Source organism: Halomonas salipaludis (assembly GCF_002286975.1).
Taxonomy (GTDB): Bacteria; Pseudomonadota; Gammaproteobacteria; order Pseudomonadales; family Halomonadaceae; genus Franzmannia; species Franzmannia salipaludis.
In genome coordinates, this window is sequence record NZ_NSKB01000006.1 from 285,218 (window position 1) to 311,629 (window position 26,412).

Here is a 26,412-nt window from a genome sequence, read left to right on the forward strand (position 1 = left end):
CATGAACGACCTGCTACGTCTGGCCACACTGCCGAGCGATGAACGCGCCTGTCAGGCGCTGGCAGCGCCGCGCTACGAATTGCTGCCCCTCGCCGATCTGCAGCAGGCCGCCGATGCGCTGCCCGCGGGCGCCGTGGTCACGGTGACCTGCTCACCGCGCCACGGCCTGGAGCGTACCCTGGCGGCCAGCGAAACGCTGGCGGCGGCGGGGTTCCGGGTGGTGCCGCATCTTGCCGCCCGGCTGGTGCGCGATCGTTGGCATCTCGCCGAGGCGGTGGTACGGCTGACGAGCTTGGGCATCGATGAGTGTTTCGTGGTCGGCGGCGATGCCGAGGCAGCGGAAGGCGACTTCGCTACCGGCCTGGCGCTGCTCGAGGCGCTCGTCGAGTTGCCGACGCGGCCGAACCGGGTCGGGGTGCCGGCCTATCCGGAAGGGCATCCGCACATTCCTGCGCAGCACTTGCAGCAGGATCTCGAGGCCAAGGCGTGGCTCGCCGACTACGTCGTCACCCAGCTCTGCTTCGAGGCCGCGCCCCTGCTGGCCTGGCGCGAGCATCAGCGACAACGCGGCATGTCGCTGCCGATTCACGTTGGGCTGCCCGGGGTGCTATCGCGCAAGCGGCTGTTGGGGCTCGCGACCCGCCTCGGCCTGGGCGCCTCGACCCGTGCGCTGGGGCGTCAGAAAGGGTTGGTCGCGCGCCTGCTGCGACCCACTCGATATCGGCCCGATGCTCTGCTGGAGGCGCTCTGGCCATGGCTCGGCGACGTCGCCGAAGGCTTCGCCGGGGTGCACCTCTACACCTTCAATCAGACTGCTGACACTCGCGCCTGGTGCGAAGCACAGTGTCGCCGGCAGTGCGCCTGGCAATCCCCTCAGTCGTCGCCCTCTCTATGAGTGTCGCCATCTGGAGACGCGGCATGGGGATTATGAAAGCAATGTTGAACGCCGCCAAAAACTGATGCCGAACGCTGTTCACGAACTATACTCTGACTATCGCATTGCGCCGTCTGGCGCCAAGTCGAGAGACATCAGGAGGCAGGAATGAACAAGTCAATCGTGATCGGGTCGACATTGGCGGTGCTGGGCCTGGGTGGTCTGGCGGTAGGCGCCTATCAGGTGCAGACCTTCGACCGTGAACCGACCTACGCCGATATCTTGAGCGTCGACACCGTGACCCGCAGCGTCGAGACGCCGCGCGAGGTCTGCGAAGACGTGGTGGTGCACCAGCAGGCGCCGAGCCGCGACCCCAACCGCCTGCTGGGTACCGCCGCCGGGGCGGTGGTCGGCGGCGTGCTGGGTAATCAGGTCGGCGGCGGCAGCGGCAAGAAGCTGGCCACCGTGGCCGGTGCCGTAGGCGGGGGCCTGGCCGGCCGCGAAGTCCAGGGCCGGGTCGAGGCCAACCAGGGCCGGACCACCACCCAGCGGCAGTGCAACACCGTAGTCGACACCCGCGAAGAGCACGAGGGCTACGACGTCGAGTACCGCTTCGAGGATAGGGTCTACAGCGTACGCCTAGAGGAGGCGCCCCAGGGCAATCAGGTGCTGATGCAGGATGGGGTGCCGCAGTGGAATGTCCGCGAAGGCTGATTGCTAGCCGCGCCACTCACGACACCGCCCGCGCCAATCGGCGCGGGCGGTGTCGTTTGCGGCAGCCAGTTTTCGTATTCAGGTTCTATCCGAACAGTCGGCGAGCGACGGCCAGAGCTAGGCCTGTTCCCGACGGACCAACGCACTCCCCACATCCATGTGGGTCGCAAAGCAAAAATCGGCAAGAAGACGGAGTTTACTGGGGTGTAAATGAGTACTTCGAGCCGATTTTTAACGCCGTATGGCCGAGCGCAGCCACTGTTAGGACGCGCCTAGACCTGGCGCAGGTACCAGTCATACTCAAGCTGGCTAACCGCCTGCATCGCCTGGTCGCGCTCGGCCTGGCGGTTGGCCAGGTAGACGTGCAGGAAGCGCTCGCCGAGCGCTTCGGCCAGTACCTCGTCCTCGCCGAGCAGCGTCAGCGCCTGCTGCCAGCTATTGGTGAGGCTCGGCTCGCACTGGTCGTAGGCGTTGCCCTCGATCGGCGGCGGCGGTGTCAGCTGCTGGCGCAGGCCGTGATCGATGGAGGCCAGCAGCGTTGCCAGCAGCAAGTAAGGGTTGACGTCGGCGCCGGCCACGCGGTGCTCGATGCGTTTTGCGGCCTTGGGGCCGGAGGGGATGCGCACCGCCACCGAGCGGTTGTCGTAGCCCCAGGTCGGTGCCATGGGCACGTAGAGCCCGGGCTGGAAGCGCCGGAAGGAGTTGATGTTGGGAGCGAAGATCGCCATCGACGCCGGCATCAGGGCCAGCAGTCCGGCGACGGCGTGGTGCAGCGCAGGGGTACCCAGCGGATCGTCATCCGTGGCGGCGAAGACGTTGCGGCCGTGGGCGTCGAGCAGGCTGATGTGGACGTGGGTGCCGTTGCCGGCCTCGTCGCCGTAGGGCTTGGCCATGAAGGTGGCCTCGAAGCCGTGCTGGATGGCCACCCCCTTGATCAAGCGCTTGAGCAGCACCGAGCTGTCGCAGGCCTTGAGCACGTCGTCACAGTGGGTCAGATTGATTTCGAACTGGCCGGGAGCGCACTCCTTGAGGGCGGTATCCAGCGGCAGCTGCTGGGCGGCGGCGGCGGCCTGGATGTCCTCGAGAAAATCGGCGTACTCGTCGAGCTCGTTGATCGAGTAGAGCTGGCTCTGGGAGGCGCGTTCGCCGGTGGTCGGCGAGCAGGGCGGCTGGGCGGAGCCGAGGGCGTCGCGGCTGCGGTCGACCAGGTAGAACTCCAGCTCCACGGCGACCACCGGGGTCAGGCCGGCGGCGGTGAAGCGCGCCAGCACTCGCTGCAGTACCTGACGCGGGTCGGCAAAGAAGCCGCTGCCGTCGGCATCGAACATGGTCATCAGCAGCTGCCCCTGACGCCCCTTGCGCAGCCAGGGGCAGGGTTTCAGGGTGCCGGCCACCGGGCGGCAGATGCGGTCGCCGTCGCCGCTGGCAAGGCCCAGGCCGGTCTCCTCGATGGTGTTGCCGTTGATATCGAGGGCGAACAGTGAGGCCGGCAGGTTGATGCCGGCACTGAAGGCCTTGGTCAGATTGTCGCGCGGGATGCGCTTACCGCGCATCACCCCGTTGAGGTCGCTGATCAGCAGGTCGACACTGTCGATATCGGGATGGCGCTCGAGAAAGGTCTCGGCCTCGCCAGCAGACGCGGTCACCGACATGGGGAGTCCCTTGTAGTTGGAGTCATGGGGTCATCTTTTCCGACCGGCGCGGGTGTTGTCAAATTATTTACGGTTGGTAGCTGGGCCGCACAATCCGCGTTCATCGCTTGATAGAGCCTGTTTTCGGGCTGTTTTCCGTCCGTTATGACGGCGTTGCAGGCCCGGTTGGAGGGTTGGCAGCGGCGTGTATGGCATGTAATGTTTAACAAAGAATAACAGCCCTGGCCCTGTATAGGGCCCTATTAGCGAGTAGTAAGGAGTCGTGTATGTCCAGTCGACCGCTGGTCGGGGTCATTGCCTGCCGCCGCGAGGTGGAAGGCCACCCCGCGCATATGGTCACCGATAAGTATCTCCAGGCGCTGCGCGACTATGGGCTTGCCCCGCTGGTGCTGCCGGTGTGGGAAGATGGCGGCGGCCTGGAGGCGGGCCTGCTCGCTGAGCTCGACGGCCTGCTGCTGACCGGCAGTTACACCAATGTGGCGCCGGCGCGCTATGGCGCCGAGCCGGCCCCACAGAATACCCGCGACGACCCGCATCGCGACGCCGCGGCGCTGGCCTGGATTCCTGCTGCGCTGGACCTGGGGGTGCCGCTGTTCGGCATCTGTCGCGGCTTCCAGGAGATCAACGTGGCGTTTGGCGGCACCCTGCATCAGGCGCTGCAGGTGGTGCCGGGGCTGCTCGATCATCGCGAACCGCAGGGCGACAAGGCGAGCCAGTATGCGCCGAGCCATGACCTGACGATCCTGCCCGGTGGCCCGCTGGCGGCGCTGCATGCCTCGCCTGAGAGTCGCGTCAACTCGCTGCATCAGCAGGGTGTGGCCGAGCTGGGGCTGGGGCTGCGCGCCGAGGCAGTGGCGCCGGATGGGGTGATCGAGGCGCTGTCGGTGGAGGGCGCGCGGCGCTTCGCCCTGGCGGTGCAGTGGCACCCCGAGTGGCAGCCCGCCCAGCATCCTCTCTACGACGCCCTGTTTCACGGCTTCGCCGCGGCCTGCCGCGAGCGTGCCGCGGAACGTCGTGGCGCCACCATGCTGATCGACGCCTGACACGCTGAGGAAATCGCACCATGACCCATGATATCCAGGCGCTCGACCGCGCCCACTACCTGCACCCCTTCAGCGACTTCAAGGCGCTCAGTGAAGAGGGCAGCCGCGTCATCGTCAGCGCCCAGGGTGTGTATATCGTCGACGACCAAGGCAACCGCATCCTCGACGCCATGGCGGGGCTGTGGTGCGTCAATCTCGGCTACGGTCGCGAGGAGCTGGTCGACGCCGCCACCCGGCAGCTGCGCGAGCTGCCCTACTACAACAGCTTCTTCAAGACCACCCATCCGCCGGCGGTGAGGCTGGCCGAGATGCTGTGCCGGTTGGCGCCGGCGCATATCAATCGGGTGTTCTTCACCGGCTCGGGCTCCGAGGCCAACGACACCGTGCTGCGCATGGTGCGCCGCTACTGGGCGCTCAAGGGACGGCCCGACAAGCAGCTGGTGATTGCCCGCGAGAATGCCTATCACGGCTCCACTGTGGCCGGCATGAGCCTCGGCGGCATGGCACCGATGCATGCCCAGGGCGGGCCGCTGGTGCCGGGCATCTGCCACATTCGCCAGCCCTACTGGTTCGGCGAGTCGAACGGTCAGGACCCCGAGGCCTTTGGCCGCGACTGCGCCGCGGCCCTGGAAGAGAGAATCCTGGCCCTCGGTGAAGAGCGGGTGGCGGCCTTTATCGCCGAGCCGGTGCAGGGCGCGGGGGGCGCGATCATTCCCCCCGAGAGCTACTGGCCGGCGGTCAAGGCGGTGCTCGACAAGTACGATATCCTGCTGGTGGTCGATGAGGTGATCTGCGGCTTCGGGCGGCTCGGCGAGTGGTTCGGCAGCATGCACTACGGCCTCGAGCCGGACCTGATGCCGATCGCCAAGGGGTTGTCGTCGGGCTACCTGCCGATTGGCGGAGTGCTGGTCGGTGACCGGGTCGCCGAGACGCTGATCGAGGAGGGCGGCGAGTTCTTCCACGGCTTCACCTACTCGGGGCATCCGGCCTGCGCCGCGGTGGCGCTCAAGAACCTCGAGCTGATGGAGAGCGAGGGTATTATCGAGCGGGTGCGCAATGATCTCGGTCCCTATCTGGCCCGGCGCTGGGCCGAGCTCGCCACGCACCCGCTGGTTGGCGAGGCGCGTTCGCTGGGCCTGATCGGCGCCCTGGAGCTGGTCGATCCGGCCACCGGCGAGCGCTTCGACAAGTCGCTGGGCGCGGGCAACCTGTGCCGCGATATCTGCTTCGCCAGCGGGCTGGTGATGCGCTCGGTAGGCGATACCATGATCATTTCGCCGCCGCTGGTGATCGCTCACCACGAGATCGATGAACTGGTGGACAAGGCTCGCGCGGCGCTGGACGAGACCGCGCGGCGCCTGGCCAACACCCCGACACCCCCATTGCAGGAGACCTTGGCATGAGCACCCGTCCCACTACCCTGTCCGAGTGGCAGGCGCTGGCCGCCTCGCTGACCTTCGAGACCCGCGCCTTCGTCGACGACCAGTTCGTCGATGCGTTGAGCGGCGAGACCTTTGCCAGCGTCAACCCGGCCACCGGCGAGACCCTGGCCGAGGTGGCCAGCTGCGATGCCGCCGACGCCGAGCTGGCCGTCGAGCACGCCCGCGCCGCCTTCGAGCGCGGCGAGTGGTCGCGGCTGGCGCCGGGCAGGCGCAAGGCGGTACTGCTGCGACTGGCGGACCTGATGGCGGCCCACAAGCATGAGTTGGCGCTGCTCGATACCCTCGACATGGGCAAGCCGGTATCGAGTGCGCTGGGCGATATGGCCGGCGCCATCGGCTGCTTGCGCCATCAGGCCGAGTCCATTGACAAGCTCTACGGCGAGGTGGCGCCCACCGGCGAGGAGAGCCTGGGCCTGGTGCTGCGCGAGCCGCTCGGCGTGGTGGCGTCGATCGTGCCGTGGAACTTCCCGCTGATGATGACCGCCTGGAAGATCGCCCCGGCGCTGGCCGCCGGCAACAGCGTGATCCTCAAGCCCTCCGAGAAGTCGCCGCTGTCGGCGCTGCGCCTGGCCCAGCTGGCCCGGGAGGCGGGGCTGCCGCGTGGCGTGTTCCAGGTGCTGCCGGGCTTTGGCCACACCGTGGGCCGCGCGCTGGCGCTCTCCATGGGCGTCGACTGCCTGGCCTTCACCGGCTCGACCCAGGTCGGCAAGCAGCTGATGCAGTATGCCGGCGAGTCGAACCTCAAGCGCGTCTACCTGGAGTGCGGCGGCAAGAGCCCCAACCTGGTATTCGCCGACTGCAAGCACCTTGAGGCGGTGGCCGAGCACGCCGCGGCGGCGATCTTTCACAACCAGGGCGAGGTGTGCATCGCCGGTTCGCGGCTGTTGGTGGAGAACTCAATCCGCGAGGCGTTCGTTGACAAGGTGTTGGCCGCCGCCGAGCGCATGCAGCCCGGCGACCCGCTGGACCCCGACAGCTTCATGGGCGCCATCGTCGACGAGACCCAGCATCGGCGCATTCTCGACTACATCCGTCAGGGTGTGGCCGAGGGCGCCCAGCTGCGCGGTGGCGGGGCGGCCCTGGAGCGCCCCGGCTACTTTATCGCGCCGACGGTATTCGACGGGGTGACGCCTGAGATGGCCATCGGTCGCGAGGAGATCTTCGGGCCGGTACTGGCGGTATTCGGCTTCGACACCGAGGAGCAGGCCGTGGCCATGGCCAACGACAGCGACTACGGCTTGGCCGCCGGGCTGTGGAGCCAGGACATCGACCGCATCATGCGCGTCACCCGGCGCCTGCAGTCCGGCCAGGTGTTCGTCAATAACTGGGCCGGCGGCGACCAGAGCATGCCCTTCGGCGGGGTCAAGCAGTCGGGCAACGGCCGCGACAAGTCGCACCACTCGCTGGCGGAATACTCCTCGCTGAAGAGCGTATGGATCTCGCTGGAAGGCTGATGATTTGACCAGTGTTTTGGCGCCGCGGCGTGCTACCATGAGCCCGGCCTCGTAGGCGAATGTGCCGGCGGGGCCGAGTGCGTATTGTTCACCCGCTGGCGGAGCCGAGACGTGACCCTTACCCCTGAGCAGATGGCGGCGCTGGCCGCCGGTGTGGCGTTTATCATCGCCTACCTACTGGCCAGCGCGCTCGCCGCGCGGCGCCAGGCTCGCGAGCGCCGCGCCGCCGAGGCAGCGCGCGAGGCGCTGAGCGCAACGCTTGCCGAGCGCGAGGCGGCGCTCAAGGCCGTCGAGCTGGAGCGCACCCGCCTGGCCACTACCCTCGACCAGCAGCGCAGCCACTTCGAGCAGCAGCTGGCGCTGTTGCGTGACAGCCGCGAGCAGCTCAAGCAGGAGTTCGAGAACCTCGCCAACGAGATTCTCGAGCGCAAGGGGCGCAGCTTCTCGGAGCTCTCCCAGCGCAATATCCACGGCCTGCTGCAGCCGCTGCAGGCGGAGATGAAGGGCTTTCGCGACAAGGTCGAGGCGATCCACCGCTTCGACACCGAGCAGCGCGCCAGCCTGCGCACCGAGCTGCAGCACCTGCAGGCCCTCAACCGCGAGATCACCGACCAGGCCAGCCGCCTCACCGAGGCGCTGCAGGGCCAGAAGAAGCTGCAGGGCAACTGGGGCGAGCTGATGCTCGAGAACGTGCTCGAGGGCGCCGGCCTGCGCGCCGGCAAGGACTATCAGCGCGAGGTCAGCTTCACCACCGAGGCGGGGCGGCGGCGGCCTGACGCGCTGGTCTACCTGCCCCAGGGCAAGCACCTGGTGATCGACGCCAAGACCTCGCTTGCCGCCTATGTGCGCTACGTCAACGCCGACGACGAGGCGACCCGCGGCGAGGCGCTGGCGGCCCATGCCCGGGCGGTGGGTGAGCGCATCAACGAGCTTGCCGACAAGCACTACTACGACCTGCCGGGGCTCAACTCGCCGGATGTGGTGGTGATGTTCATTCCCGTGGAGTCGGCCTACGTCGAGGCGCTCCGGCACGATGAGTCGCTGTTCCAGCGTGCCTTGGAGCGCAACGTGCTGGTGGCAACGCCGACCACGCTGCTGACCAGCCTCAATATCGTGCGCCAGCTGTGGCGCTTCGAGGACCAGAGCCGGCATAGCGCCGAGCTGGCCAGTCGCGCCGAGAAATTCCACGCCAAGCTGCGCACCTTTCTCGCCAGCATGGAGGAGGTCGGTGGCAAGCTCGACGGCGCCCGCGAGAGCTACGACACCGCCATCGGCCAGCTGGTCAACGGCCGCGGCAACCTGATCAAGCAGGCCGATGAGTTCCGCGAGCTGGGCGTAGCGGTCAAGCGCGAGCTGCCCGAGGCGCTGGTGGAGCGGGCGCGCCTGGAGCTGGATCCGGGGCAGGGGCGCCATGACGCCGGCAGCACTTAACCAGATGTTCGGGTTGGGCTATCGCAGTCTCTCTAAGCGAGGAACGCTGGCGGCAGGTCGAAGAGGAGGTGGATCAGTTCCGAGCAACGCTGCTACTGCGGGGCAGATGCTCCATCTAGGGGGGGGTGTTTTGTACAGTATTGGTATCGCTTTTGTATAGATATTGGCGTAGTCTGGTCGCTCATCCAGCACCGGAGAGACGCCATGGGGCTGTTCAGCCGCGATCCGAGCAAGAAGCTGCAGAAAGCGTACGAGCGCAAGCTGGAGCAGGCGATGCTGGCGGCGCGCAACGGTGACATGCGCGCCAACGCCAGCCTCACCGAGGAGGCCGAGGCGCTGCGCCAGGAGATCGAGGCGCTAAAAGGCGACTAGGCTTTGTACGAAAACTGCCTGCGCTCGGCCATGCGGCGTTAAAAATCGGCTCGTGCGCGAGTCCGATCAAAATGCTCATTTACACCCCGTAAACTCGTGCGCGAGCCCGGTCCGTTTTCGCCGTTTTTTGCCTTGCCTGACCTTCGCTCGCCGACTTTTCGTACAAAGCCCTAGAAGGTCTTGGCTGGGGTGCAGCAGCTGACCAGCCTGCAGGCCACATCGCCGGGGTTGCGGAAGCGGTGAGGCACATTGGTGTCGAAGTAGTAGGCCTCGCCGGCGCCCAGCACGCGGCTCTCGCCGCCCACGGTGATCTCGATCTCGCCCTCCAGTACCACGCCCGCTTCCTCGCCCTGGTGGGCGATCATCTCGCGGCCGGTGTCGCTACCGCCGGGGTAGGTCTCGATCATGAACGACAGCGCACGGCTGGCGCGGTTGGCGCCGACCAGCTTGAAGATCACCTCGCCGCTGCCCATGTCGGTCAGTTCGTCGGCCGAGTAGAACACCTGGTCGCGGCTCTCGAGGTCCATGGTGAAGAAGTCGCCGACGCTGATCGGAATGGCGTCGAGGATCTTCTTCAGCGAGCTGACCGAGGGGCTGACTTTGCCCTGTTCGATCAGCGACAGGCTCGAGTGGGTCACCCCGCAGCGCTTGGCAAGCTCGCGCTGTGATATGCCGCGCAGGGTGCGCAGTGCGCGCAGGCGTCCTCCGACATCGTCCGACATGGCCGTCTCCTGATAAGGCGGCCGGCGAGGCGCCGGCCGCGCATGGATCATGCCTGATCCAGTTTTTCTTTTAGTAGGGCGTTGACCTGCTGGGGGTTGGCGGTGCCCCGCGAGGCCTTCATCACCTGGCCGACGAAGTAGCCGATCATCTTGCCGCGCTTGTCCGGTTCGGCGTCACGATACTGGGCGACCTGCACCGGACTGTCGGCGATCACCTGGTCGATCATTGCCTCGATGGCGCCGCTGTCGGTGACCTGCTTGAGGCCCTTGGCCTCGATGATGGCGTCGGCGGCGTTCGCTTCACCCCCGCCCTCGCCGTTCCACAGCGCCTGGAACACCTGCTTGGCGGCCTTGCCGTTGATGGTGTCGTCGAGTACCCGCGCGACCAGCCCGCCGAGCTGTTCGGCGGCGACCGGGCTCTGCTCGATGGCCAGGTTTTCGCGGTTCAGGGCGCCGGAGAGCTCGCCCATCACCCAGTTGGCGGCGTGCTTGGCATCGCCGCAGGTGTCCTTGACCACCTCGAAGTACTCGGCCATGGCGCGGCTCGAGGCCAGTACGCTGGCGTCGTAGGCGGAGAGCCCCAGCTGGCTCTCGAAACGTGCGCGCTTTTCGGCGGGCAGCTCCGGCAGGGTGCTGCGCAGGTGGTCGACGTAGGCCCGGTCGAGCACCACCGGCAGCAGGTCGGGGCACGGGAAGTAGCGGTAGTCGTTGGCCTCCTCCTTGGTGCGCATGCTGCGGGTCTCGTCGGCCTCGGGGTCGTAGAGGCGGGTTTCCTGAACCACCGTGCCGCCGTCCTCGAGCAGTTCGATCTGGCGCTCCACCTCGAAGGCGATGGCGCGCTCGACGAAGCGGAAGGAGTTGACGTTCTTGATCTCGGCGCGGGTGCCGAACGCTTCCTGCCCCTTGGGCCGCACCGAGACGTTGACGTCGCAGCGCATCGAGCCCTCGGCCATATTGCCGTCGGAGATGCCCAGGTAGGTGACGATGGCGTGAATCGCCTTGAGATAGGCGGCGGCCTCCTTGGCCGAGCGCATGTCGGGCTCGGAGACGATCTCCAGCAGCGGCGTGCCGGCACGGTTGAGATCGATGCCGGTCATGCCGTGGAAGTCCTCGTGGAGCGACTTGCCGGCGTCCTCCTCGAGGTGGGCGTGATGCACGCGGATGCGTTTGGTGGCCCCGTCATCGAGGCTGATCTCGACTTCCCCGGCGCCGACGATGGGGTGGTACATCTGGCTGGTCTGGTAGCCCTTGGGCAGGTCGGGGTAGAAGTAGTTCTTGCGGTCGAACACCGACACTTCGGGGATCTCGGCGTTGATGCCGAGGCCGAACTTGACCGCCATGGCCACCGCCTGCTCGTTGAGCACCGGCAGCACCCCGGGCAGGCCGAGGTCGACGGCACACGCCTGACTGTTGGGCTCGGCGCCGAAGGCGGTGGAGGCGCCGGAAAAGATCTTCGACTTGGTGGCGAGCTGGACGTGGACCTCCAGCCCGATCACGGTTTCCCATTGCATCATGCACTCTCCTCGGCAAGGGCGGGACGGCGCTGGTGCCAGTCGGTGGCCTGCTGGAACTGGTGGGCAACATTGAGCAGCTGCGACTCGGCGAAGTGCGGGCCGAGAATCTGCAGGCCCACGGGGCGGCTGCCGACGAAGCCGGCGGGCACGCTGATGCCGGGGATGCCGGCCAGGTTGACCGCGATGGTGTAGATGTCCTGCAGGTACATCGACACCGGATCCTTGTTGGCGCCGAGATCGAAGGCCGGGGTCGGCGAGGCCGGGCCCATCAGCACGTCGACCTCCTCGAAGGCGTCGAGGAAGTCCTGGCGGATCAGCCGGCGGACTTTCTGCGCCTGGGTGTAGTAGGCGTCGAAAAAGCCTTCCGAGAGGGTGTGGGTGCCAATCAGGATGCGCCGCTTGACCTCGCTGCCGAAGCCCTCGTCCCGCGAGCGCTTGTAGAGGTCGATCAGGTCGCTGGGCGCGTCGCAGCGGTGGCCGAAGCGCACGCCGTCAAAGCGCGACAGGTTCGAGGAGGCCTCGGCCGGGGCGATCACGTAGTAGGCCGGGATCGCATAGTGGGTATGCGGCAGGCTGACTTCGTGGACGCTGGCACCCAGCGACTCGTAGACCTTGATCGCCTCGCGCACTGCCTGCTCGACCTCGGGGGCCAGGCCGTCGCCGAAGTACTCCCGGGGCAGACCGATCTTGAGCCCCGACAGCGACTCGCCGAGCTCGGCGCGGTAGTCGGGCACGCCGCGTGCCACGCTGGTGGAGTCGCGCAGGTCGTGGCCGGCGATGGCGCCGAGCAGCAGCGCGCAGTCCTCGGCGGTGCGCGCCATGGGACCGGCCTGGTCGAGGCTCGAGGCGTAGGCGATGATGCCGTAGCGCGACACCCGGCCGTAGGTGGGCTTGAGCCCGGTGATGCCGCAGAAGGCCGCCGGCTGGCGAATCGAGCCGCCGGTATCGGTGCCCATCGCCGCCGGTACCAGGCCCGCGGCGACCGCCGCGGCGCTGCCACCGGAGGAGCCGCCGGGTACGGCGTCGAGATCCCAGGGGTTCCTGACCGGGCCGTAGTGGCTGTTCTCATTCGACGAGCCCATGGCGAACTCGTCCATGTTGGTCTTGCCCAGGCTTACCGTGCCGGCGGACTTGAGCTTCTCGACCACGCAGGCATCGTAGGGGGCGATGAAGTTGTCGAGCATCTTCGAGCCGCAGCTGGTCTTGACGCCGTCGGTACAGAAGATGTCCTTGAGTGCCAGCGGCAGGCCGGTGAGCGGGCCGGCCTGGCCCTTGGCGCGTAGCGCATCGGCGGCATCGGCGGCGGCCAGCGCCTGCTCGTGGGTGATGCTGATGAAGCTGTTGAGGCGGCCGTCGAGGCGCTCGATGCGCCCCAGCAGCGTTTGCGTCAGCTCGCGGCTGGAAACCTCGCCGTCGGCCAGGGCGCGGGCGAGCTGGGTCAATGTCTGGTCGTGCATGGCAGGATCCTGAAACGGGTTCATTCGACGACGCGGGGCACCAGGTAGAGGCCGTTCTCGACGGCCGGGGCGACGCGCTGGAAGTGGTCGCGCTGGTCGCGTTCGGTGACTTCATCGGCGCGCAGACGCTGGGTGCTGTCGAGCGGGTGGGCGAGCGGCGCCACGCCGTGGGTGTCGACTTCCTGCAGCTGGTCGACCATGGCCAGGATACGGCCGAGGTCGTCTACGTAGCCGGCGGCATCGACGTCGTTCATGGCCAGTCGCGCCAGGTGGGCCGCGCGCATTACGTCGGAGGGTTCAAGCGCCATGGTATAAACGTCCCCTGAGCATGATATCGATGGCAGCGTCGGACGTCGGCGACCGACATCCGCGCTGAAATAGCCGCAAACCGTACCACATCTTCGCGCGTCTGGCAGGCACTTCAGCTTGCTGGACATCGGCCGCGGTGATACCGTTTGCATCCGCACAGGGTTCCGGTCTGCACTAGGTGAAAGACTTTCATGTTTAAACGTTTAAGGGGGCTGTTCTCGAGCGATCTATCGATCGACCTGGGGACCGCCAACACACTGATCTACGTTCGCGGTCGGGGCATCGTGCTCGACGAACCATCCGTCGTGGCGATTCGCCAGTCAGGCAGCATGCGCAGCGTTGCCGCCGTTGGCGTCGACGCCAAACGCATGCTGGGCCGCACGCCGGGCAACATCACTGCCATCCGTCCGATGAAGGATGGCGTGATCGCCGACTTCACCGTCACCGAGCAGATGCTGCAGCACTTCATCCGCAAGGTGCATCAAAGCACCTTCCTGACGCCGAGCCCCCGGGTGCTGGTGTGCGTGCCGTGCATGTCGACCCAGGTCGAGCGCCGCGCCATCAAGGAGTCGGCCGAAGGTGCCGGAGCCCGCGAGGTATTCCTGATCGAGGAGCCCATGGCGGCGGCGATCGGTGCCGGCCTGCCGGTGGAAGAGGCGCAGGGCTCGATGGTCGTCGACATCGGTGGTGGCACCAGCGAGATCGCCATCATCTCGCTCAACGGGGTGGTCTACTCGGAGTCGATCCGTGTCGGTGGCGATCGCTTCGACGAAGCCATCACCGCCTATGTGCGTCGCCACTACGGCAGCTTGATCGGCGAAGCCACCGCCGAGCGCATCAAGGAAGAGATCGGCTGTGCCTATCCGGGCGGCGAACTGCGTGAGATCGACGTGCGCGGCCGCAACCTGGCCGAGGGCATTCCGCGCAGCTTCACGCTCAACTCCCACGAGATCCTCGATGCGCTGCAGGAGACGCTGGCCTCGATCGTCACTGCGGTGAAGAGTGCGCTGGAGCAGTCGCCGCCCGAGCTGGCCTCGGATATTGCCGAGCGCGGCCTGGTGCTGACCGGCGGCGGTGCCCTGTTGCGCGATCTCGACAAGTTGATCGCCGAGGAGACCGGCCTGCCGGTGATCGTCGCCGAGGATCCGCTGACCTGCGTGGCGCGTGGCGGCGGCAAGGCCCTGGAGATGATCGACCAGCATACCTTCGAGCTGCTCTCGAGCGACTAACACCCGGTTATCGCTAGGCTGCTTTCGGGGGGATTGCTTATCAAACCGCTGTTCTCGCACGGGCCGGTGCCAGGCTATCGCATGCTGTTGTGTGCGATAGTGGCGTTCGCCCTGATGTTTGCAGAACACCGATTTTCGCGCATGGAAGACCTGCGTGCCCAGATGACCACCGTGGTCGCGCCGATCCTGTGGGCGGTGAGCGTGCCCAGCGACGTGCTGACCTGGGGCTCGCTGGCGCTCTCGGACCAGCGCGCGCTGGTCGACGAGAACCGTCGCCTGCGCGAGCAGCTGTTGACCCTGTCGCATCGGGTGCAGCGCATGGCCAGCCTGACCGCCGAAAACGTGCGCTTGCGCGAGCTGCTCAATGCCGCCAGCCAGGCCGATATGCCCTATGTCACCGCCGAGCTGCTGTCGCTGGACTCCGACCCCTTCACCCACCAGATGGTCGTCGACCGCGGTCGCCGCGACGGCGCCTACGTCGGTCAGCCGGTGATGGATGCCTCGGGGCTGGTGGGACAGATCACCGCGGTGTCGGCTTATTCGAGCCGTGTGCTGATGCTGGCCGATGCCAATCACGCCATGCCGGTGCAGGTCAATCGCAATGGTCTGCGCTTCATCGTCCAGGGCTCGGGGCGCTACGATACCCTCAATGTGATGCACGTTCCCGACACCGCCGATATCCGCGAGGGCGATCTGCTGATCACCTCGGGGCTGGCCGGGCGCTTCCCCGCCGGCTATCCGGTGGCGCGGGTCAGCGAGGTGGTCCACGACCCCGGCCAGCCCTTTGCCCGGGTCACCGCGGCACCGGTGGCGCAGCTGCAGCGCTCACGCCACTTCCTGCTGCTGTTCCCGCCGCCGACCATCGAGCCGGAGCCGGGTGACCGGTTGTGGGACGAGACCTTCTCGATCATCGAACCGCCGCTGGAGTTGATGCAGTAATGGTTGCCATAGGCCTGCGCGGTACCCTGTTGATCTGGCTGAGCCTGCTGCTGGCGCTGTGCCTGCAGGTGATGCCACTGGCTGACGTGTGGCTGATCTGGCGGCCCGACTGGCTGGGGCTGATGCTGATCTACTGGTGCGTGGTGATGCCGCAGCGGGTCGGCGTGCTGCACGGTTTCGTGCTCGGCCTGCTGCTCGACCTGATCGAGGGCACTCCCTTGGGCCAGAATGCCCTGACCCTGTCGCTGTTGGCCTTCCTGTGCGCGCTGGTCTATCAGCGGTTGCGTGCCTACTCGCTGCTGCAGCAGGCGATCCTGGTGTTCATGCTGCTGGGCATCGTGCAACTGATCGAGCAGTGGTTGCGCACCATCGTCGGGCCGTTCTCCATACACCTGGCGTTTTTGCTGCCGTCACTGATCGGTGGCCTGCTGTGGCCTTGGCTGTTCACCCTGTTCCAGGTGCTGCGCCGCCGGCTGGGCATCTTCTGAATTCTCCACGGGAGCCGTGATGACCGCGACACTGCGCCTGGCCTCCGCCTCGCCGCGCCGCCGTGAGCTGCTGGCCTCGATCGGCGTGGCGGTGGAGGTGTATCCGGTAGACATCGACGAGACGCCGTGGCCCGATGAGGCGCCGCGCAGCTACGTACAGCGACTGGCGCGGGGCAAGGCGCTGGCCGGAGCGGTGGGTAGCCAGCTGCCGACTCTCGGCTCTGACACTGCGGTGGTATTGAACGGCCAGATTCTTGGCAAGCCCCGCGACCAGGCCCACGCCACCGAGATGCTCGGCGCGCTGGCCGGCACCACCCACCAAGTGCTGACCGCGGTGGCGGTCAGCGGGCCGGCCGGGCTGCTCGAGTGCTGTGTGACCAGCCAGGTGACCCTGCGCGATATCGACGCGCACGAGATCGCCGCCTACTGGGCCACCGGCGAGCCCGCCGACAAGGCGGGTGGCTACGCCATCCAGGGGCTGGCGGCGGTGTTCGTTGCCGAGCTGCAGGGCAGTCACTCGGCGGTGGTGGGGCTGCCGCTCTACGAGACCGCCGCACTGTTGACCCGCCAGGGCGTAGCGCTGTGGTCGAGGGCCGGGGTGGCTGTGCCATAATGCCGATATGATCACTGGATAAGGAAGCCTGCATGAGTGGTGAAGTACTCATCAACCTGACGCCGATGGAAACTCGCGTGGCAGTGGTCGAGAACGGCGTCCTGCAGGAAGCCTTTATCGAGCGCAGCCGACGCCGCGGCATCGTCGGCAATATCTACAAGGGCAAGGTGGTGCGGGTACTGCCCGGCATGCAGGCCGCCTTCGTCGACATTGGCCTGGATCGGGCGGCGTTCATTCATGCCCACGAGGTGATGCCGCCCAACACCCCCAGCGACGAACAGGTGTCGATCGGCCATCTGCTGCACGAGGGGCAGGCGCTGGTGGTGCAGGTCACCAAGGACCCTATCGGCTCCAAGGGGGCGCGCCTCACCACGCATCTGTCGGTGCCGTCGCGGTTTCTGGTCTATATGCCCGATTCGCCTCACAACGGCGTCTCCCAGCGTATCGAAGACGACGCCGAGCGCGAGCGGCTGCGCCAGCTCACCGAACAGTGCCAGAGCGAGCAGGAGCTCGAGATCAGCGGCGGTTTCATCATCCGCACCGCCGCCGAGGGCGTGGGGCACGAGGAGCTGCATGCCGACATGTATTTCCTGCTGCGGCTGTGGCGCAAGGTCAGCGAGCGCAAGATCACCGCGCCGGCACCCAGCGTGATCTACGACGACCTGCCGCTGTTCATCCGCACCCTGCGCGATGTGATGCGCGACGAGATCGAGAAGGTGCGCATCGACTCGCGCGAGAACTACCTCAAGCTGTACGAGTTCGCCAGCGAGTTCATGCCCGGTACCGAGAACCGCATCGAGTACTATCCGGGCGAACGGCCGATCTTCGATCTCTACAGCGTCGAGGACGAGATCCAGAAGGCGCTGGGGCGCAAGGTGCAGCTCAAGTCCGGCGGCTACCTGGTCATCGACCCCACCGAGGCGATGACCACCATCGACGTCAATACCGGCGGTTACGTGGGCCACCGTAACCTCGAGGAAACCATCTTCAAGACCAACCTCGAGGCGGCCACGGCGATCGCCCGTCAGCTCAGGCTGCGCAACCTGGGTGGGATCATCATCATCGATTTCATCGACATGGAAGAGCTCGAGCACCAGCGCCAGGTGCTGCGGGTACTGGAGAAGTCGCTGGAGCGCGACCATGCCAAGACCAAGTGCACCGGGGTCACCGAGCTGGGGTTGGTGCAGCTGACGCGCAAGCGCACCCGCGAAAGTCTTGAACAGACGCTGTGTGAGCCCTGTCCTACCTGTAGTGGGCGCGGCACGCTGAAGACACCGGAAACGGTGTGCTACGAGATCTTTCGCGAGATCCTCCGCGAGGAGCGCGCCTATAGCCCGGAAACCTACATGGTGCTGGCCTCCCAGGCGGTGGTCGATCGGCTGCTCGACGAGGAGTCCACGGCGGTCGCGGATCTCGAGTCCTTCATTAACAAGACGATTCGCTTCCAGGTCGAGGCACACTATTCTCAGGAGCAGTACGATATCGTGCTGATGTAAGCGATGAGCCCACTCCGCGTGACGCTGCGCTGGGCGCTGACCCTGACCGCGATCGGCCTGGCGCTGCTGGCGATACTGGCGGTGGCGCTGCGCCTGGCGCTGGGCCAGGTCGACTCGCTGCGCGACAACCTCGAAACGCTGCTCTCGGCGCGCTTCAACGCCGAGGTCAGCGTGGCCGAGCTGCGCGCCGAGGTGAATCGCCTCGACCCCAGCGCCGAGCTTCACCACCTGCGCATCGCCTCCCGCGACGGCCGCGACCTGCCGCTGCTGGAGGTCGAGCACGCCGAGCTGCGGCTGGCCAGCGCCGCTTCGCTGCGCGACTGGGTGCCGGTGGTGGAAGATGCGCGCATCCGCCAGGTCACCGTGCATCTCTACCAGACCCCGGAGCGGACCTGGCACTGGCCGGAGCCGGCCGAACTGCCCCCGGAATTTCAGCCCACCGCCGAGTTCGACCTCGAGCGTCTCGATTTCTGGGTCGGTGCGCTGCTGCGCCAGCGTGTCGAAGCCGAACAGGTGCGCCTGGTGCTGCACGGTCTCGATCGCCAGGTGGTGCTCGAAGCCCCCAGTCTGCTGATGACCGGCGACCGGCGCCGTACCCATGTCGAGGGCTGGCTGCACGTCGAGGGGCAGGAGAACATCGCGCTGGAGGCGGCGCTGGAGATACAGCCGGGGCGCCGAGGCCTGGCCGATTTCAGCGCCGCGCTGCAGGCGCGCATGGACGTTGCCAGCCTGGTCGAGCTGGCCGAGGTGCTGAGCCGCAACGACCCGGTGCGGCTCGATGCCGCCGAGGGCAAGGCCGAGCTGTGGGGGCGCTGGCACGAGGGTGCGCTACAGGACGCCCGACTCGACCTGGATGTACCGCAGTTCGTCGTCAGCAACGCCAGCGCGACGCTGGCGCTGGACGATATTCGCGCCCGCGGCCAGTGGCTGCGCGATGGGCCTGATGGCTGGCAGGCGTGGTTGAGCCGCGAGCCGCTGGCCGACGATGACGCCACGCGCGGGCCGGCGATTCCCGAACACTGGCATCTACGCGGTGAGGGCCGCGACTGGTGGCTCAATACCAGCGGCTTCGAGCTCGACGCACTGGCCGCCTGGCGCAACCGCGTACCGCTCCCCGAGGGGCTGGTGCGGGTGCTCGACAGCCTCGACCCCCAGGGGCGTATCAGCGGCTTCGGCGTCGGCCGCCGCAACGGCAGCTGGCAGGCCCGCGGCGCGCTGCACGAGGTGGCGGTCTCGGCGTGGCAGAACGCTCCTGGAGGCGGGCCCATCGACGCCTGGGTCGAGGCCGAGGATCTGCACGGCAAGGTCACCTTCGTCGGCGATCTCGATACCCGGCTCGATTTCCCGCGGCTGTTCCGCGAGCCGATGCAGCTGACTGCCGCGCGCGGCGTGGTCAACTGGGACTATCGCGGCGAGCGGGTGCATGTCGATGGCCAGGACCTCGAGGCGCTGTGGCGCGGCGCTCAGGTGCAGGGTGGCTTCGACCTGGCGCTGGGCGGCGCCGAGCCCGGTGAGCTGGAGCTCGAGCTGGCCTTCCGCGACATCGATGCGGTGACCACGCCGCTAAGCGACTGGCTGCCGGTGGGGGTGTTCGGCGACGGACTCAACGAGTGGCTCGAGCTGGGCGCCGCGGGTCGCGTCACCGCTGGCACCCTGGACCTGCGTCTGCCGCTGCGCGAGGGCATAGAGCCCGACGATATCGAGCTCGAGCTGGCCCTCGAACTGGTCGATGGACATCTCCCCTTCGCCGAGGGATGGCCGGCGCTCGACGATGTCAGCGGTCGTCTGGCAATGGATGGCATGCGCCTTGAGGCCTGGGTCGAGCATGCCGAGAGCCTCGGCCTGGTGGCCCAGGAGGGGCGCGTCAGCCTCGCCGACCAGATGCTGGACGTCGTCGGCAAACTGGCCGGCAGCAGCGAGGCGGTGCTCGATTACCTCGCCGCGTTGCCGTTCTTCGATCTCGACAGCAGTGACTTCAGCGGCAGCGGCGCCCTGGCCGGTGAACTGGCGCTGGCGCTGCCCCTCGATGACCCCGAGGCGCTGCGCCTGGATATCGAGGCCGATGTCGACGTGCCGGCACTGGTCTACCTGCCGCTGGATATCCGCATGCACAGCGTCAACGGCGCGCTGGCCTATCGCCAGCGTGACGGTCAGGGCGGCGTCGATGGTGTGCTTGGGGCGCGGGTGTTCGGCGGCCCGCTGCGCGCCGAATTCGATACCCGCGAGCAGGGCGTCGATTTCAGCGGCAGGGCGCTGGCCAGCGGGCTGCTGAGCTGGGCCGGGCTGGATGCCGCGGCACCGATTCTCGATGGCGTATTTCCCTATACGGCGCGCCTCGATCTCGCCGAGGGTGCGACGCGCTTGCGCTTCGACAGCGACCTCAGCGGCCTGGCGATTCACCTGCCGGCGCCATTCGGCAAGGCGGCGGCCGGCAGCGCGCCGCTGTTTGTCGACGCCGACCTGGAAAATGGCGTGATCGAGGGTGAACTGGCCGAGCGCCTGCGCCTGCGCTGGCGCGAGTGGGGCGCCGGTGGCCAGGGCCAGGCGTGGCTGGAACAGTGGTCGGCGGCCCCCGCCTGGCCCGACGGCAGTGGCTGGGAAGTCGAGTGGCGCACGCCGCGGCTCGACACCAGCGCCTGGGCCGAGGCCCTCGGCGGGCTCGGCGTCGACGACCTCGAGCTGGGCGATGCAGGCCCCGATGCGCTGCGCGTGGTGCGTTTCACCACGCCCTGTCTCGACGTGATGCAGCGCTGCCTGGGCTCGGCGTATGTCAGTGCCTATCCGTGGAGCGGTGACGACTGGCGCCTCGACGTCGACGGCAGCCTGCTCGAAGGACGCGTCGACTACCGCCCGGCCGCTGGCGGCGAGCTGGATGTCGCCCTGGTGCGGCTCAATCTGGACGCGCTGGCGCCCGAGCAGGCCGACGCCGAGGGGCTGCTCGACGAGATCGCCCTGGCGCCCAGTCCGGCGGCTTTTCCCGACTGGGTCGGTGAACTGCCCGACGGGCGCTTGCGGGTCGCCAGCCTGCTCCACGAAGGCAAGAGCTTCGGCCCGCTCACCGCGCGCTGGCGGGCCAGCCCCGGCTCGCTGCAGGTGGCGCCGCTGGGCTTGACCCTGGGGCGTGTCTCGGCGCGCGGCGAGATCGACTGGGAAGCCACCGGTGACGCCAGCCTGACCCGTGCGCGGCTGGCGCTGGATGGCGGCGACCTGGGCACTGCCCTGGAGCGGCTCGACCAGCCCATCGCGATCAGCAATTCCACCACGCGGGTGCGCTCGCAGCTGGCCTGGCCCGGGGCGCCCTGGCAGTTCGGTCTCGACCGCTCGCGGGGCAGCCTGGACATCGACCTGCGCGACGGCCGCTTCCGCTACCTCGACTCGCCCTCGGCGCGCCTGGTAGGGCTGCTCAACTTCGACAACCTGTTGCGGCGCCTGCGCCTGGACTTCTCCGACGTGACCGGCCAGGGTACGGCCTTCGACAGTGTCATCGGCAACGCGACCTTGTATGGTGGCATTCTGGAAACCCGTGGCCCGGTGGTGGTCGAGGCGCCGGCTACGCGCTTCACCCTTGACGGTCAGGTCGACCTGGCGCGGCGTGAACTCGACCAGCGTCTCGGGGTCACGGTACCAGTAAGCCAAAATCTCCCGCTGGCGGCGGTAGCCGCCGGCGCCCCGGTAGTGGGCGGGGCACTGTTCATCGCGCATCGCCTGTTCGGTGGAGCCATCGATCGGGCGACGCAGATTCATTACCGCGTGCGGGGCCCCTGGACCTCGCCGCAGATTACCCTGGAAGGTGCCGAATGAACCTACACTCCCGTGACCTGACGGCTCAGGACAAGCTCGATGGCGCCATCGCTACCCTGCTGACCCCGGGGGGGCTCGACCTCGACGGTCTCGATGCCGGGCTCGGCCATGCGCTGGGCGCCGGCATCGACTACGCCGACCTCTACTTTCAGCGCAGCTGGCACGAGAGCTGGGTGCTCGAGGATGGTGAGGTCAAGGAGGGCAGCTACAGCATCGACGGCGGGGTCGGTGTGCGCGCCATGGCCGGCGAGAAGACCGGTTTCGCCTACTCCAACCAGATCACCGCCGAGGCGCTGGCCGATACCGGGCGCACCGCCTCGGGCATTGCGCGTAGCGGGGCGCGCCTGGTGCTCGCTCCGGGGCGTCTCGGCAAGGCCGACGAACGCTATGTCGGCGTCGACCCGCTGGCTGGGCTCAGTGCCGGCGACAAGATCGCCATGCTCAAGGAGGCCGATCGCATCGCACGGGCCGAGAACCCCGCGGTGAGCCAGGTCAGTGCCTCGCTGACCGGTCTCTACGAAGTTGTGCTGGTGCGTGCCAGCGACGGCACCCTGGCCGCCGACGTGCGCCCGCTGGTGCGCTTCAACGTCAGCGTGATCGTGACCAGCAACGGCCGCCGCGAGCGTGGTAGCGCCGGCGGCGGCGGTCGCTACGCCATGGCGCGCCTGCGCGACGACCAGGCGCCGAGTCGCTTCGCCCGCGAAGCGGTGCGCCAGGCCATGGTCAACCTCGAGGCGGTGGACGCGCCGGCGGGCCAGATGCCAGTGGTGCTGGGCGCCGGCTGGCCCGGCATCCTGCTCCACGAGGCCGTCGGCCACGGCCTGGAGGGCGACTTCAACCGCAAGGGCAGCTCGGCCTTCGCCGGTCGCATGGGCCAGCGGGTGGCCGCCAAGGGGGTGACGGTGGTCGATGACGCCACCCTGGGGGATCGCCGCGGCTCGCTGTCGATCGACGACGAGGGCACCCCGGGCGCCTATACGCCGCTGATCGAGGACGGCATCCTCACCGGCTACATGCAGGACAAGCTGAACGCGCGGCTGATGGGCATGGCGCCCACCGGCAACGCACGTCGCGAGTCCTATGCGCACATGCCGATGCCGCGCATGACCAATACCTACATGCTGGCCGGTCACGACGCTCCCGCCGACATCATCAAGAGCGTCAAGCGCGGCCTCTATGCGGTGAGCTTCGGTGGTGGCCAGGTGGATATCACCTCGGGCAAGTTCGTGTTCTCGGCCAGCGAAGCCTACCTGATCGAGGACGGCAAGATCACCGCACCGGTCAAGGGGGCGACGCTGATCGGCAACGGCCCCGAGGCGATGGCCCAGGTATCGATGATCGGCCACGACATGGAGCTCGACACCGGGATCGGCGTGTGCGGCAAGGAGGGGCAGGGCGTGCCGGTTGGCGTCGGCCAGCCGACGCTCAAGCTCGACGAGCTGACCGTGGGGGGCACGGCGTCGTGAGCACCGACTACCGCGGTGAAGCCGGCATGACCATCGCGGCTAAAGCCGCTCCCACTTTGGCCTTGGTGCCACCACACAGTGTAGGAGCGACTTCAGTCGCGATGCAGCGCGCAGCGCTGCTGCTTAGGGCTTAGCGCCACTGCCCCTGTGGGAGCGACTTCAGTCGCGATGCAGCGCGCAGCGCTGCCATGACGAGGGGCCGGGTGCTATAGGCTTGCCGTATCGCGAATCAGCTTGAACAGCTTGCGCGAACTGGTCGGCGGCTTGTCCTGGGCGCGTTCGCGCTGGGCATTGCGTATCAGCTGGCGCAGCGCCTGGCGGTCGACATCGGGGAACTCGACGATAAAGGCCTCGACGGCCTCGTCGCCTTGCTCGATCAGCCGCTCGCGCCACTTCTCCAGGCGGTGGAAGGCGTGGTCGCGCTGCAGCTTCTCCTGCTCGAATTCGTCGAAGGCAGCCTGGATCGCCGCGGTATCCTCGCGGCGCATGACCTTGCCGACGTACTGCATATGGCGGCGCCGGCCTTCGTGGGAGCGGATGCGCCCGGTCTCCTCGACCGCGGCGAGCATCTCGTCAGAGAGCGGCAGCCGGGCGCGCTCGGCGTCGGACAGGGCGATGATCTTTTCGCCCAGTGCCTGCAGGGCCTGCATCTCCTGCTTGCGTTGGGTCTTGCTCTGCCAACCATCGTGGTCGGCGGGGGAATCGAATGACATGCCATTACCATCAGCATCGGGGTGTGCGGCGAGTATACCAGCCCACCCCAGTCAAGGAGACACGAGATGACACAGGCTTTTGATGCCGCCGAGCAGCAGGCGCTGCTCGAGGCGCGGGTCGCTTCAGCGCTGGATCTGGCGCGTCGGCTGGGCGCCGATGCCTGCGAAGTAGGGGCCAGCGTCGATCAGGGGATCGGCGTCAGCGTGCGGCTCGGCGAGGTGGAGAGCGTCGAGCTGTCCCGCGATCAGGGTATCGCGGTGACGGTGTTCGTCGGCAGCCGCAAGGGCAGCGCCTCGTCGTCGGATGCCGGCGAGGCGTCGATCAGGGCCGCGGTGGAGAAGGCCATCGGCATCGCCCGCTATACCGGCGAAGACCCCCACGCCGGCCTGGCGCCGGCGGAGCTGATGGCCACCGAGCTGCCCGACCTCGAGGTGCACCATCCGTGGCGGCTGAGCACCGACGAGGCCATCGAGCTGGCGCTCGCCTGCGAGTCCGCCGGTCGCGGCGTGGCGGGCATCAGCAACTCCGACGGCGCCAGCCTGTCGAGCGGTGAGGGCGTACGCGTCTACGGCAACAGCCACGGTTTCCTGGGCAGCCAGTGCGGCAGCCGCCACTCGCTGTCGTGCATGCTGATCGCCGAGGATGATAGTGGCATGCAGCGCGACTACGAGTACACCAGCGAGCGCGACCCGGCCCGGCTGGTGGCCGCCGAGACGATCGGCCGCCAGGCCGCCGACAAGACGCTGCGTCGGCTGGGGGCCAAGCGTCCCGGCACTGGACGCTTCCCGGTGCTGTTCGACCCACAGCTGGCGGCCGGCCTGATTGGCCATCTGATGAGCGCCATCGCTGGAGGGGCGCTGTATCGCGACGCCTCCTTCCTGTGCGGACGCCTCGGCGAGACGCTGTTCCCGAGCTGGTTCACGCTGGGCGAGCGGCCGCTGGAAGTCGGTGCCTCGGCCAGTGCCCCCTTCGACAATGACGGCGTCTACACCCGCGACAACGTGTTCATCGACCAGGGCCGGCTGGCCAGCTACATGCTCTCGGCGTATAGCGCGCGGCGGCTCGGCATGCACAGCACCGGTAATGCCGGTGGCGCCCGCAACCTGCGTCTCGAGGCGCCGCTGACGCCGCAGGCTGCGCTGCTCGAGCAGCTCGGCACCGGGGTGCTGGTCACCGAGCTGATGGGGCAGGGCGTCAACAGCGTGACCGGCGACTACTCCCGCGGTGCGGCGGGGTTCTGGGTCGAAAACGGCGTGATCCAGCACCCGGTAGAAGAGTTCACTATCGCCGGCAACCTCGAGCAGATGTTTCGTGGCCTGGTGGCGGTGGGCGATGATGTCGACACCCGCGGCAGCATCCACAGCGGCAGCTGGTTGATCGACGAGATGACGGTGGCGGGCAGCTGAGGCAGGGGAAGCGCCTACTCGCCCTCTTCGAAGCGTGATTCGAAGAGGGCCCCCAAGGCGTCGAGCACGGCCTCGGCGTCGTCACCCTCGGCGTGAACGGTGAGCGCGCTGCCGCAGGGCGCGGCGAGCATCAGCAGCGACATGATGTTGGCGGCGTCGGCGTCGCGGTCGGCGTGGTGAACCCTGACCTTGGCGCGATACGGCTGGCAGCACTGCACCAGCTTGGTGGCCGCGCGGGCGTGCAGGCCACGCTTGTTGGTCAGGATCAGCTCACGGCTCGGCATCGGCTCAACTTCCTTGAGGTGTGGTGGCGTGCTCGCTGTCCTTGGCAGCGGGGCGGGTGATGGCGGTGTGAATGCCCAGTTCGCGGTGGCGCAGGCGTACGTCGGGGTAGCGGGCAGCAAACTCAGAGGCCAGGCGTTCGACCAGATAGACCGAGCGGTGCTGGCCGCCAGTGCAGCCGATCGCCACGGTGACATAGCTGCGATGGCTGGCTTGATAGGCAGGTAGCCAGCGACTCAGCCAGCGGTGGATGTCACTGGCCATGTCGGCGACGTCGCGATAGCCCTCGAGGAACTCGACGATCTCGGCGTCGCGGCCGTTGAACGGTCGCAGCCGTGGATCCCAGTAGGGGTTGGGCAGGCAGCGGGCGTCGAACACGGTGTCGGCATCCAGCGGCACGCCGCGCTTGAAGCCGAACGACTCGAAGGTCAGGGTCAGCTGCTTGCCGACATGCTGGGCGACCTGTTCGGTAATGCGTCCGCGCAGGTCGTGAACCGACAGCCGGGTGGTATCGATGGTCAGATCGGCCAGGTCGCGGATCTCGGCCAGTGCGCTCTCCTCGGAGTCGATGGCCTCGGCCAGGGTGCGGTCGCTGTCGCGGGTCAGCGGATGGCGACGGCGGGTGGCCGAGTAGCGCTCGAGGAGGATCTTGGCGTCAGCGGTGAGGTAGACGACCTGGCAGTCGACACCGCGCTGGCGTACCTCGTCGAGCTGGCTCGGGAAGCGCTCCAGGGCGTCCGGCAGATTGCGCGCGTCGATGCTCACGGCGATCGAGGCGCGGCGCGGCTCGCCGGCATGCAGTTCGTCGACCAGCGAGCCGAGCAGCATCGCCGGGAGGTTGTCGATGGCATAGAAGCCCAGGTCTTCGAGGGCCTGCAAGGCAATCGATTTACCCGAGCCGGATCGGCCGCTGATGATGACGAGCTGCATGCTGCTCTCCTGCGCGAACCTGCGCTAAAACGTGCCGCCGACGTGCGTCGGGACTTCCAGGCGG

The 26,412-nt window shown here is 67.6% G+C and carries 23 protein-coding genes; 15 read left to right on the forward strand and 8 right to left on the reverse strand.

Features of this window, described 5'->3' with window-relative positions:
• The first annotated feature begins 1 nt into the window (after nt 1).
• On the forward strand, nt 2-895 hold the full coding sequence (locus CK498_RS16985) for a methylenetetrahydrofolate reductase (RefSeq protein WP_095622038.1): 894 nt from the start codon (nt 2-4) through the stop codon (nt 893-895).
• A gap of 147 nt (nt 896-1,042) precedes the next feature.
• Nucleotides 1,043-1,588: a glycine zipper 2TM domain-containing protein gene (locus tag CK498_RS16990; protein WP_095622039.1), complete on the forward strand. Its 546-nt coding sequence runs from the start codon at nt 1,043-1,045 to the stop codon at nt 1,586-1,588.
• A 272-nt stretch (nt 1,589-1,860) separates the two neighbouring features.
• Here the strand turns inward: CK498_RS16990 and CK498_RS16995 are convergent, their stop codons facing one another.
• Complete coding sequence (locus CK498_RS16995) at nt 1,861-3,240, reverse strand: glutamine synthetase family protein (protein WP_095622040.1); 1,380 nt, start codon at nt 3,238-3,240, stop codon at nt 1,861-1,863.
• A 266-nt stretch (nt 3,241-3,506) separates the two neighbouring features.
• On the opposite strand from CK498_RS16995, the gene CK498_RS17000 reads away from it, so the two are divergent.
• The 5 genes from CK498_RS17000 (at nt 3,507) to CK498_RS25885 (ending at nt 8,982) form a co-directional block, all read left to right on the forward strand.
• On the forward strand, nt 3,507-4,283 hold the full coding sequence (locus CK498_RS17000) for a gamma-glutamyl-gamma-aminobutyrate hydrolase family protein (RefSeq protein ID WP_095622041.1): 777 nt from the start codon (nt 3,507-3,509) through the stop codon (nt 4,281-4,283).
• Nucleotides 4,284-4,303: 20 nt separating this feature from the next.
• Complete coding sequence (locus tag CK498_RS17005; protein WP_095622042.1) at nt 4,304-5,686, forward strand: aspartate aminotransferase family protein; 1,383 nt, start codon at nt 4,304-4,306, stop codon at nt 5,684-5,686.
• Nucleotides 5,683-7,179, forward strand: coding sequence for an aldehyde dehydrogenase (locus tag CK498_RS17010; RefSeq protein ID WP_095622043.1), 1,497 nt, complete (start codon nt 5,683-5,685; stop codon nt 7,177-7,179). Before CK498_RS17005 ends, CK498_RS17010 begins: the two co-directional genes overlap by 4 nt.
• A gap of 111 nt (nt 7,180-7,290) precedes the next feature.
• Nucleotides 7,291-8,610 (forward strand): DNA recombination protein RmuC, encoded by a 1,320-nt coding sequence (locus CK498_RS17015; protein WP_229359122.1) that lies wholly within the window; start codon nt 7,291-7,293, stop codon nt 8,608-8,610.
• A gap of 204 nt (nt 8,611-8,814) precedes the next feature.
• Entirely contained in the window at nt 8,815-8,982 is a 168-nt protein-coding gene (locus tag CK498_RS25885; protein WP_141246976.1) for a DUF6435 family protein, read from the forward strand.
• A 170-nt stretch (nt 8,983-9,152) separates the two neighbouring features.
• Here the strand turns inward: CK498_RS25885 and CK498_RS17020 are convergent, their stop codons facing one another.
• Genes CK498_RS17020 through gatC form a run of 4 tightly spaced genes read right to left on the reverse strand, consistent with a single transcriptional unit; the run spans nt 9,153 to nt 12,983 of the window.
• Nucleotides 9,153-9,704: a cupin domain-containing protein gene (locus CK498_RS17020; RefSeq protein ID WP_095622045.1), complete on the reverse strand. Its 552-nt coding sequence runs from the start codon at nt 9,702-9,704 to the stop codon at nt 9,153-9,155.
• Nucleotides 9,705-9,751: 47 nt separating this feature from the next.
• On the reverse strand, nt 9,752-11,215 hold the full coding sequence (gene gatB / locus CK498_RS17025) for an Asp-tRNA(Asn)/Glu-tRNA(Gln) amidotransferase subunit GatB (RefSeq protein ID WP_095622223.1): 1,464 nt from the start codon (nt 11,213-11,215) through the stop codon (nt 9,752-9,754).
• Nucleotides 11,215-12,675: an Asp-tRNA(Asn)/Glu-tRNA(Gln) amidotransferase subunit GatA gene (gene gatA / locus CK498_RS17030; RefSeq protein WP_095622046.1), complete on the reverse strand. Its 1,461-nt coding sequence runs from the start codon at nt 12,673-12,675 to the stop codon at nt 11,215-11,217. Before gatA ends, gatB begins: the two co-directional genes overlap by 1 nt.
• A 20-nt stretch (nt 12,676-12,695) precedes the next feature.
• Nucleotides 12,696-12,983 (reverse strand): Asp-tRNA(Asn)/Glu-tRNA(Gln) amidotransferase subunit GatC, encoded by a 288-nt coding sequence (gene gatC / locus CK498_RS17035; RefSeq protein WP_095622047.1) that lies wholly within the window; start codon nt 12,981-12,983, stop codon nt 12,696-12,698.
• Between the two features lie 192 nt (nt 12,984-13,175).
• On the opposite strand from gatC, the gene CK498_RS17040 reads away from it, so the two are divergent.
• Genes CK498_RS17040 through tldD form a run of 7 tightly spaced genes read left to right on the forward strand, consistent with a single transcriptional unit; the run spans nt 13,176 to nt 23,016 of the window.
• Complete coding sequence (locus CK498_RS17040) at nt 13,176-14,213, forward strand: rod shape-determining protein (protein WP_095622048.1); 1,038 nt, start codon at nt 13,176-13,178, stop codon at nt 14,211-14,213.
• 33 nt (nt 14,214-14,246) lie between these two features.
• Nucleotides 14,247-15,152 carry a rod shape-determining protein MreC gene (mreC, locus tag CK498_RS17045; RefSeq protein WP_095622049.1) on the forward strand — a complete coding sequence of 302 codons (906 nt, stop codon included), beginning with the start codon at nt 14,247-14,249 and terminating at the stop codon, nt 15,150-15,152.
• The gene (mreD, locus tag CK498_RS17050; protein ID WP_095622050.1) at nt 15,152-15,640 is read left to right on the forward strand and encodes a rod shape-determining protein MreD; all 489 of its coding nucleotides are present in this window, start codon (nt 15,152-15,154) and stop codon (nt 15,638-15,640) included. Before mreC ends, mreD begins: the two co-directional genes overlap by 1 nt.
• Nucleotides 15,641-15,659: 19 nt before the next feature.
• Nucleotides 15,660-16,253, forward strand: coding sequence for a Maf family protein (locus CK498_RS17055; RefSeq protein ID WP_095622051.1), 594 nt, complete (start codon nt 15,660-15,662; stop codon nt 16,251-16,253).
• Between the two features lie 32 nt (nt 16,254-16,285).
• The gene (gene rng / locus CK498_RS17060) at nt 16,286-17,749 is read left to right on the forward strand and encodes a ribonuclease G (RefSeq protein ID WP_095622052.1); all 1,464 of its coding nucleotides are present in this window, start codon (nt 16,286-16,288) and stop codon (nt 17,747-17,749) included.
• A gap of 3 nt (nt 17,750-17,752) precedes the next feature.
• Nucleotides 17,753-21,550: a YhdP family phospholipid transporter gene (locus CK498_RS17065; RefSeq protein ID WP_095622053.1), complete on the forward strand. Its 3,798-nt coding sequence runs from the start codon at nt 17,753-17,755 to the stop codon at nt 21,548-21,550.
• Complete coding sequence (tldD, locus tag CK498_RS17070; RefSeq protein ID WP_176475824.1) at nt 21,547-23,016, forward strand: metalloprotease TldD; 1,470 nt, start codon at nt 21,547-21,549, stop codon at nt 23,014-23,016. The genes CK498_RS17065 and tldD overlap by 4 nt, the downstream gene beginning before the upstream one ends.
• A gap of 206 nt (nt 23,017-23,222) precedes the next feature.
• On the opposite strand, the gene yjgA is transcribed toward tldD, so the two are convergent.
• Nucleotides 23,223-23,729, reverse strand: coding sequence for a ribosome biogenesis factor YjgA (yjgA, locus tag CK498_RS17075; protein WP_095622054.1), 507 nt, complete (start codon nt 23,727-23,729; stop codon nt 23,223-23,225).
• A gap of 66 nt (nt 23,730-23,795) precedes the next feature.
• On the opposite strand from yjgA, the gene pmbA reads away from it, so the two are divergent.
• On the forward strand, nt 23,796-25,136 hold the full coding sequence (gene pmbA / locus CK498_RS17080; RefSeq protein WP_095622055.1) for a metalloprotease PmbA: 1,341 nt from the start codon (nt 23,796-23,798) through the stop codon (nt 25,134-25,136).
• Nucleotides 25,137-25,150: 14 nt separating this feature from the next.
• On the opposite strand, the gene CK498_RS17085 is transcribed toward pmbA, so the two are convergent.
• Together CK498_RS17085 and rapZ are read right to left on the reverse strand one after the other, a co-directional pair.
• The gene (locus CK498_RS17085; RefSeq protein WP_095622056.1) at nt 25,151-25,420 is read right to left on the reverse strand and encodes an HPr family phosphocarrier protein; all 270 of its coding nucleotides are present in this window, start codon (nt 25,418-25,420) and stop codon (nt 25,151-25,153) included.
• A 4-nt stretch (nt 25,421-25,424) separates the two neighbouring features.
• Entirely contained in the window at nt 25,425-26,348 is a 924-nt protein-coding gene (gene rapZ, locus CK498_RS17090; protein ID WP_095622057.1) for an RNase adapter RapZ, read from the reverse strand.
• Between the last annotated feature and the right edge of the window lie 64 nt (nt 26,349-26,412).

Coding starts and splice junctions, on each gene's coding strand:
- CK498_RS17085 (WP_095622056.1), bottom strand. CDS start 25,420: ATGCCGAGCCGTGAGCTGATCCTGACCAACAAGCGTGGCCTGCACGCC.
- yjgA (WP_095622054.1), bottom strand. CDS start 23,729: ATGTCATTCGATTCCCCCGCCGACCACGATGGTTGGCAGAGCAAGACC.
- pmbA (WP_095622055.1), top strand. CDS start 23,796: ATGACACAGGCTTTTGATGCCGCCGAGCAGCAGGCGCTGCTCGAGGCG.
- mreD (WP_095622050.1), top strand. CDS start 15,152: ATGGTTGCCATAGGCCTGCGCGGTACCCTGTTGATCTGGCTGAGCCTG.
- CK498_RS17010 (WP_095622043.1), top strand. CDS start 5,683: ATGAGCACCCGTCCCACTACCCTGTCCGAGTGGCAGGCGCTGGCCGCC.
- CK498_RS17040 (WP_095622048.1), top strand. CDS start 13,176: ATGTTTAAACGTTTAAGGGGGCTGTTCTCGAGCGATCTATCGATCGAC.
- rng (WP_095622052.1), top strand. CDS start 16,286: ATGAGTGGTGAAGTACTCATCAACCTGACGCCGATGGAAACTCGCGTG.
- CK498_RS17055 (WP_095622051.1), top strand. CDS start 15,660: ATGACCGCGACACTGCGCCTGGCCTCCGCCTCGCCGCGCCGCCGTGAG.
- gatB (WP_095622223.1), bottom strand. CDS start 11,215: ATGCAATGGGAAACCGTGATCGGGCTGGAGGTCCACGTCCAGCTCGCC.
- CK498_RS16990 (WP_095622039.1), top strand. CDS start 1,043: ATGAACAAGTCAATCGTGATCGGGTCGACATTGGCGGTGCTGGGCCTG.
- gatA (WP_095622046.1), bottom strand. CDS start 12,675: ATGCACGACCAGACATTGACCCAGCTCGCCCGCGCCCTGGCCGACGGC.
- CK498_RS17020 (WP_095622045.1), bottom strand. CDS start 9,704: ATGTCGGACGATGTCGGAGGACGCCTGCGCGCACTGCGCACCCTGCGC.
- gatC (WP_095622047.1), bottom strand. CDS start 12,983: ATGGCGCTTGAACCCTCCGACGTAATGCGCGCGGCCCACCTGGCGCGA.
- tldD (WP_176475824.1), top strand. CDS start 21,547: ATGAACCTACACTCCCGTGACCTGACGGCTCAGGACAAGCTCGATGGC.
- CK498_RS17065 (WP_095622053.1), top strand. CDS start 17,753: ATGAGCCCACTCCGCGTGACGCTGCGCTGGGCGCTGACCCTGACCGCG.
- CK498_RS16995 (WP_095622040.1), bottom strand. CDS start 3,240: ATGTCGGTGACCGCGTCTGCTGGCGAGGCCGAGACCTTTCTCGAGCGC.
- CK498_RS17005 (WP_095622042.1), top strand. CDS start 4,304: ATGACCCATGATATCCAGGCGCTCGACCGCGCCCACTACCTGCACCCC.
- CK498_RS17000 (WP_095622041.1), top strand. CDS start 3,507: ATGTCCAGTCGACCGCTGGTCGGGGTCATTGCCTGCCGCCGCGAGGTG.
- CK498_RS16985 (WP_095622038.1), top strand. CDS start 2: ATGAACGACCTGCTACGTCTGGCCACACTGCCGAGCGATGAACGCGCC.
- CK498_RS25885 (WP_141246976.1), top strand. CDS start 8,815: ATGGGGCTGTTCAGCCGCGATCCGAGCAAGAAGCTGCAGAAAGCGTAC.
- rapZ (WP_095622057.1), bottom strand. CDS start 26,348: ATGCAGCTCGTCATCATCAGCGGCCGATCCGGCTCGGGTAAATCGATT.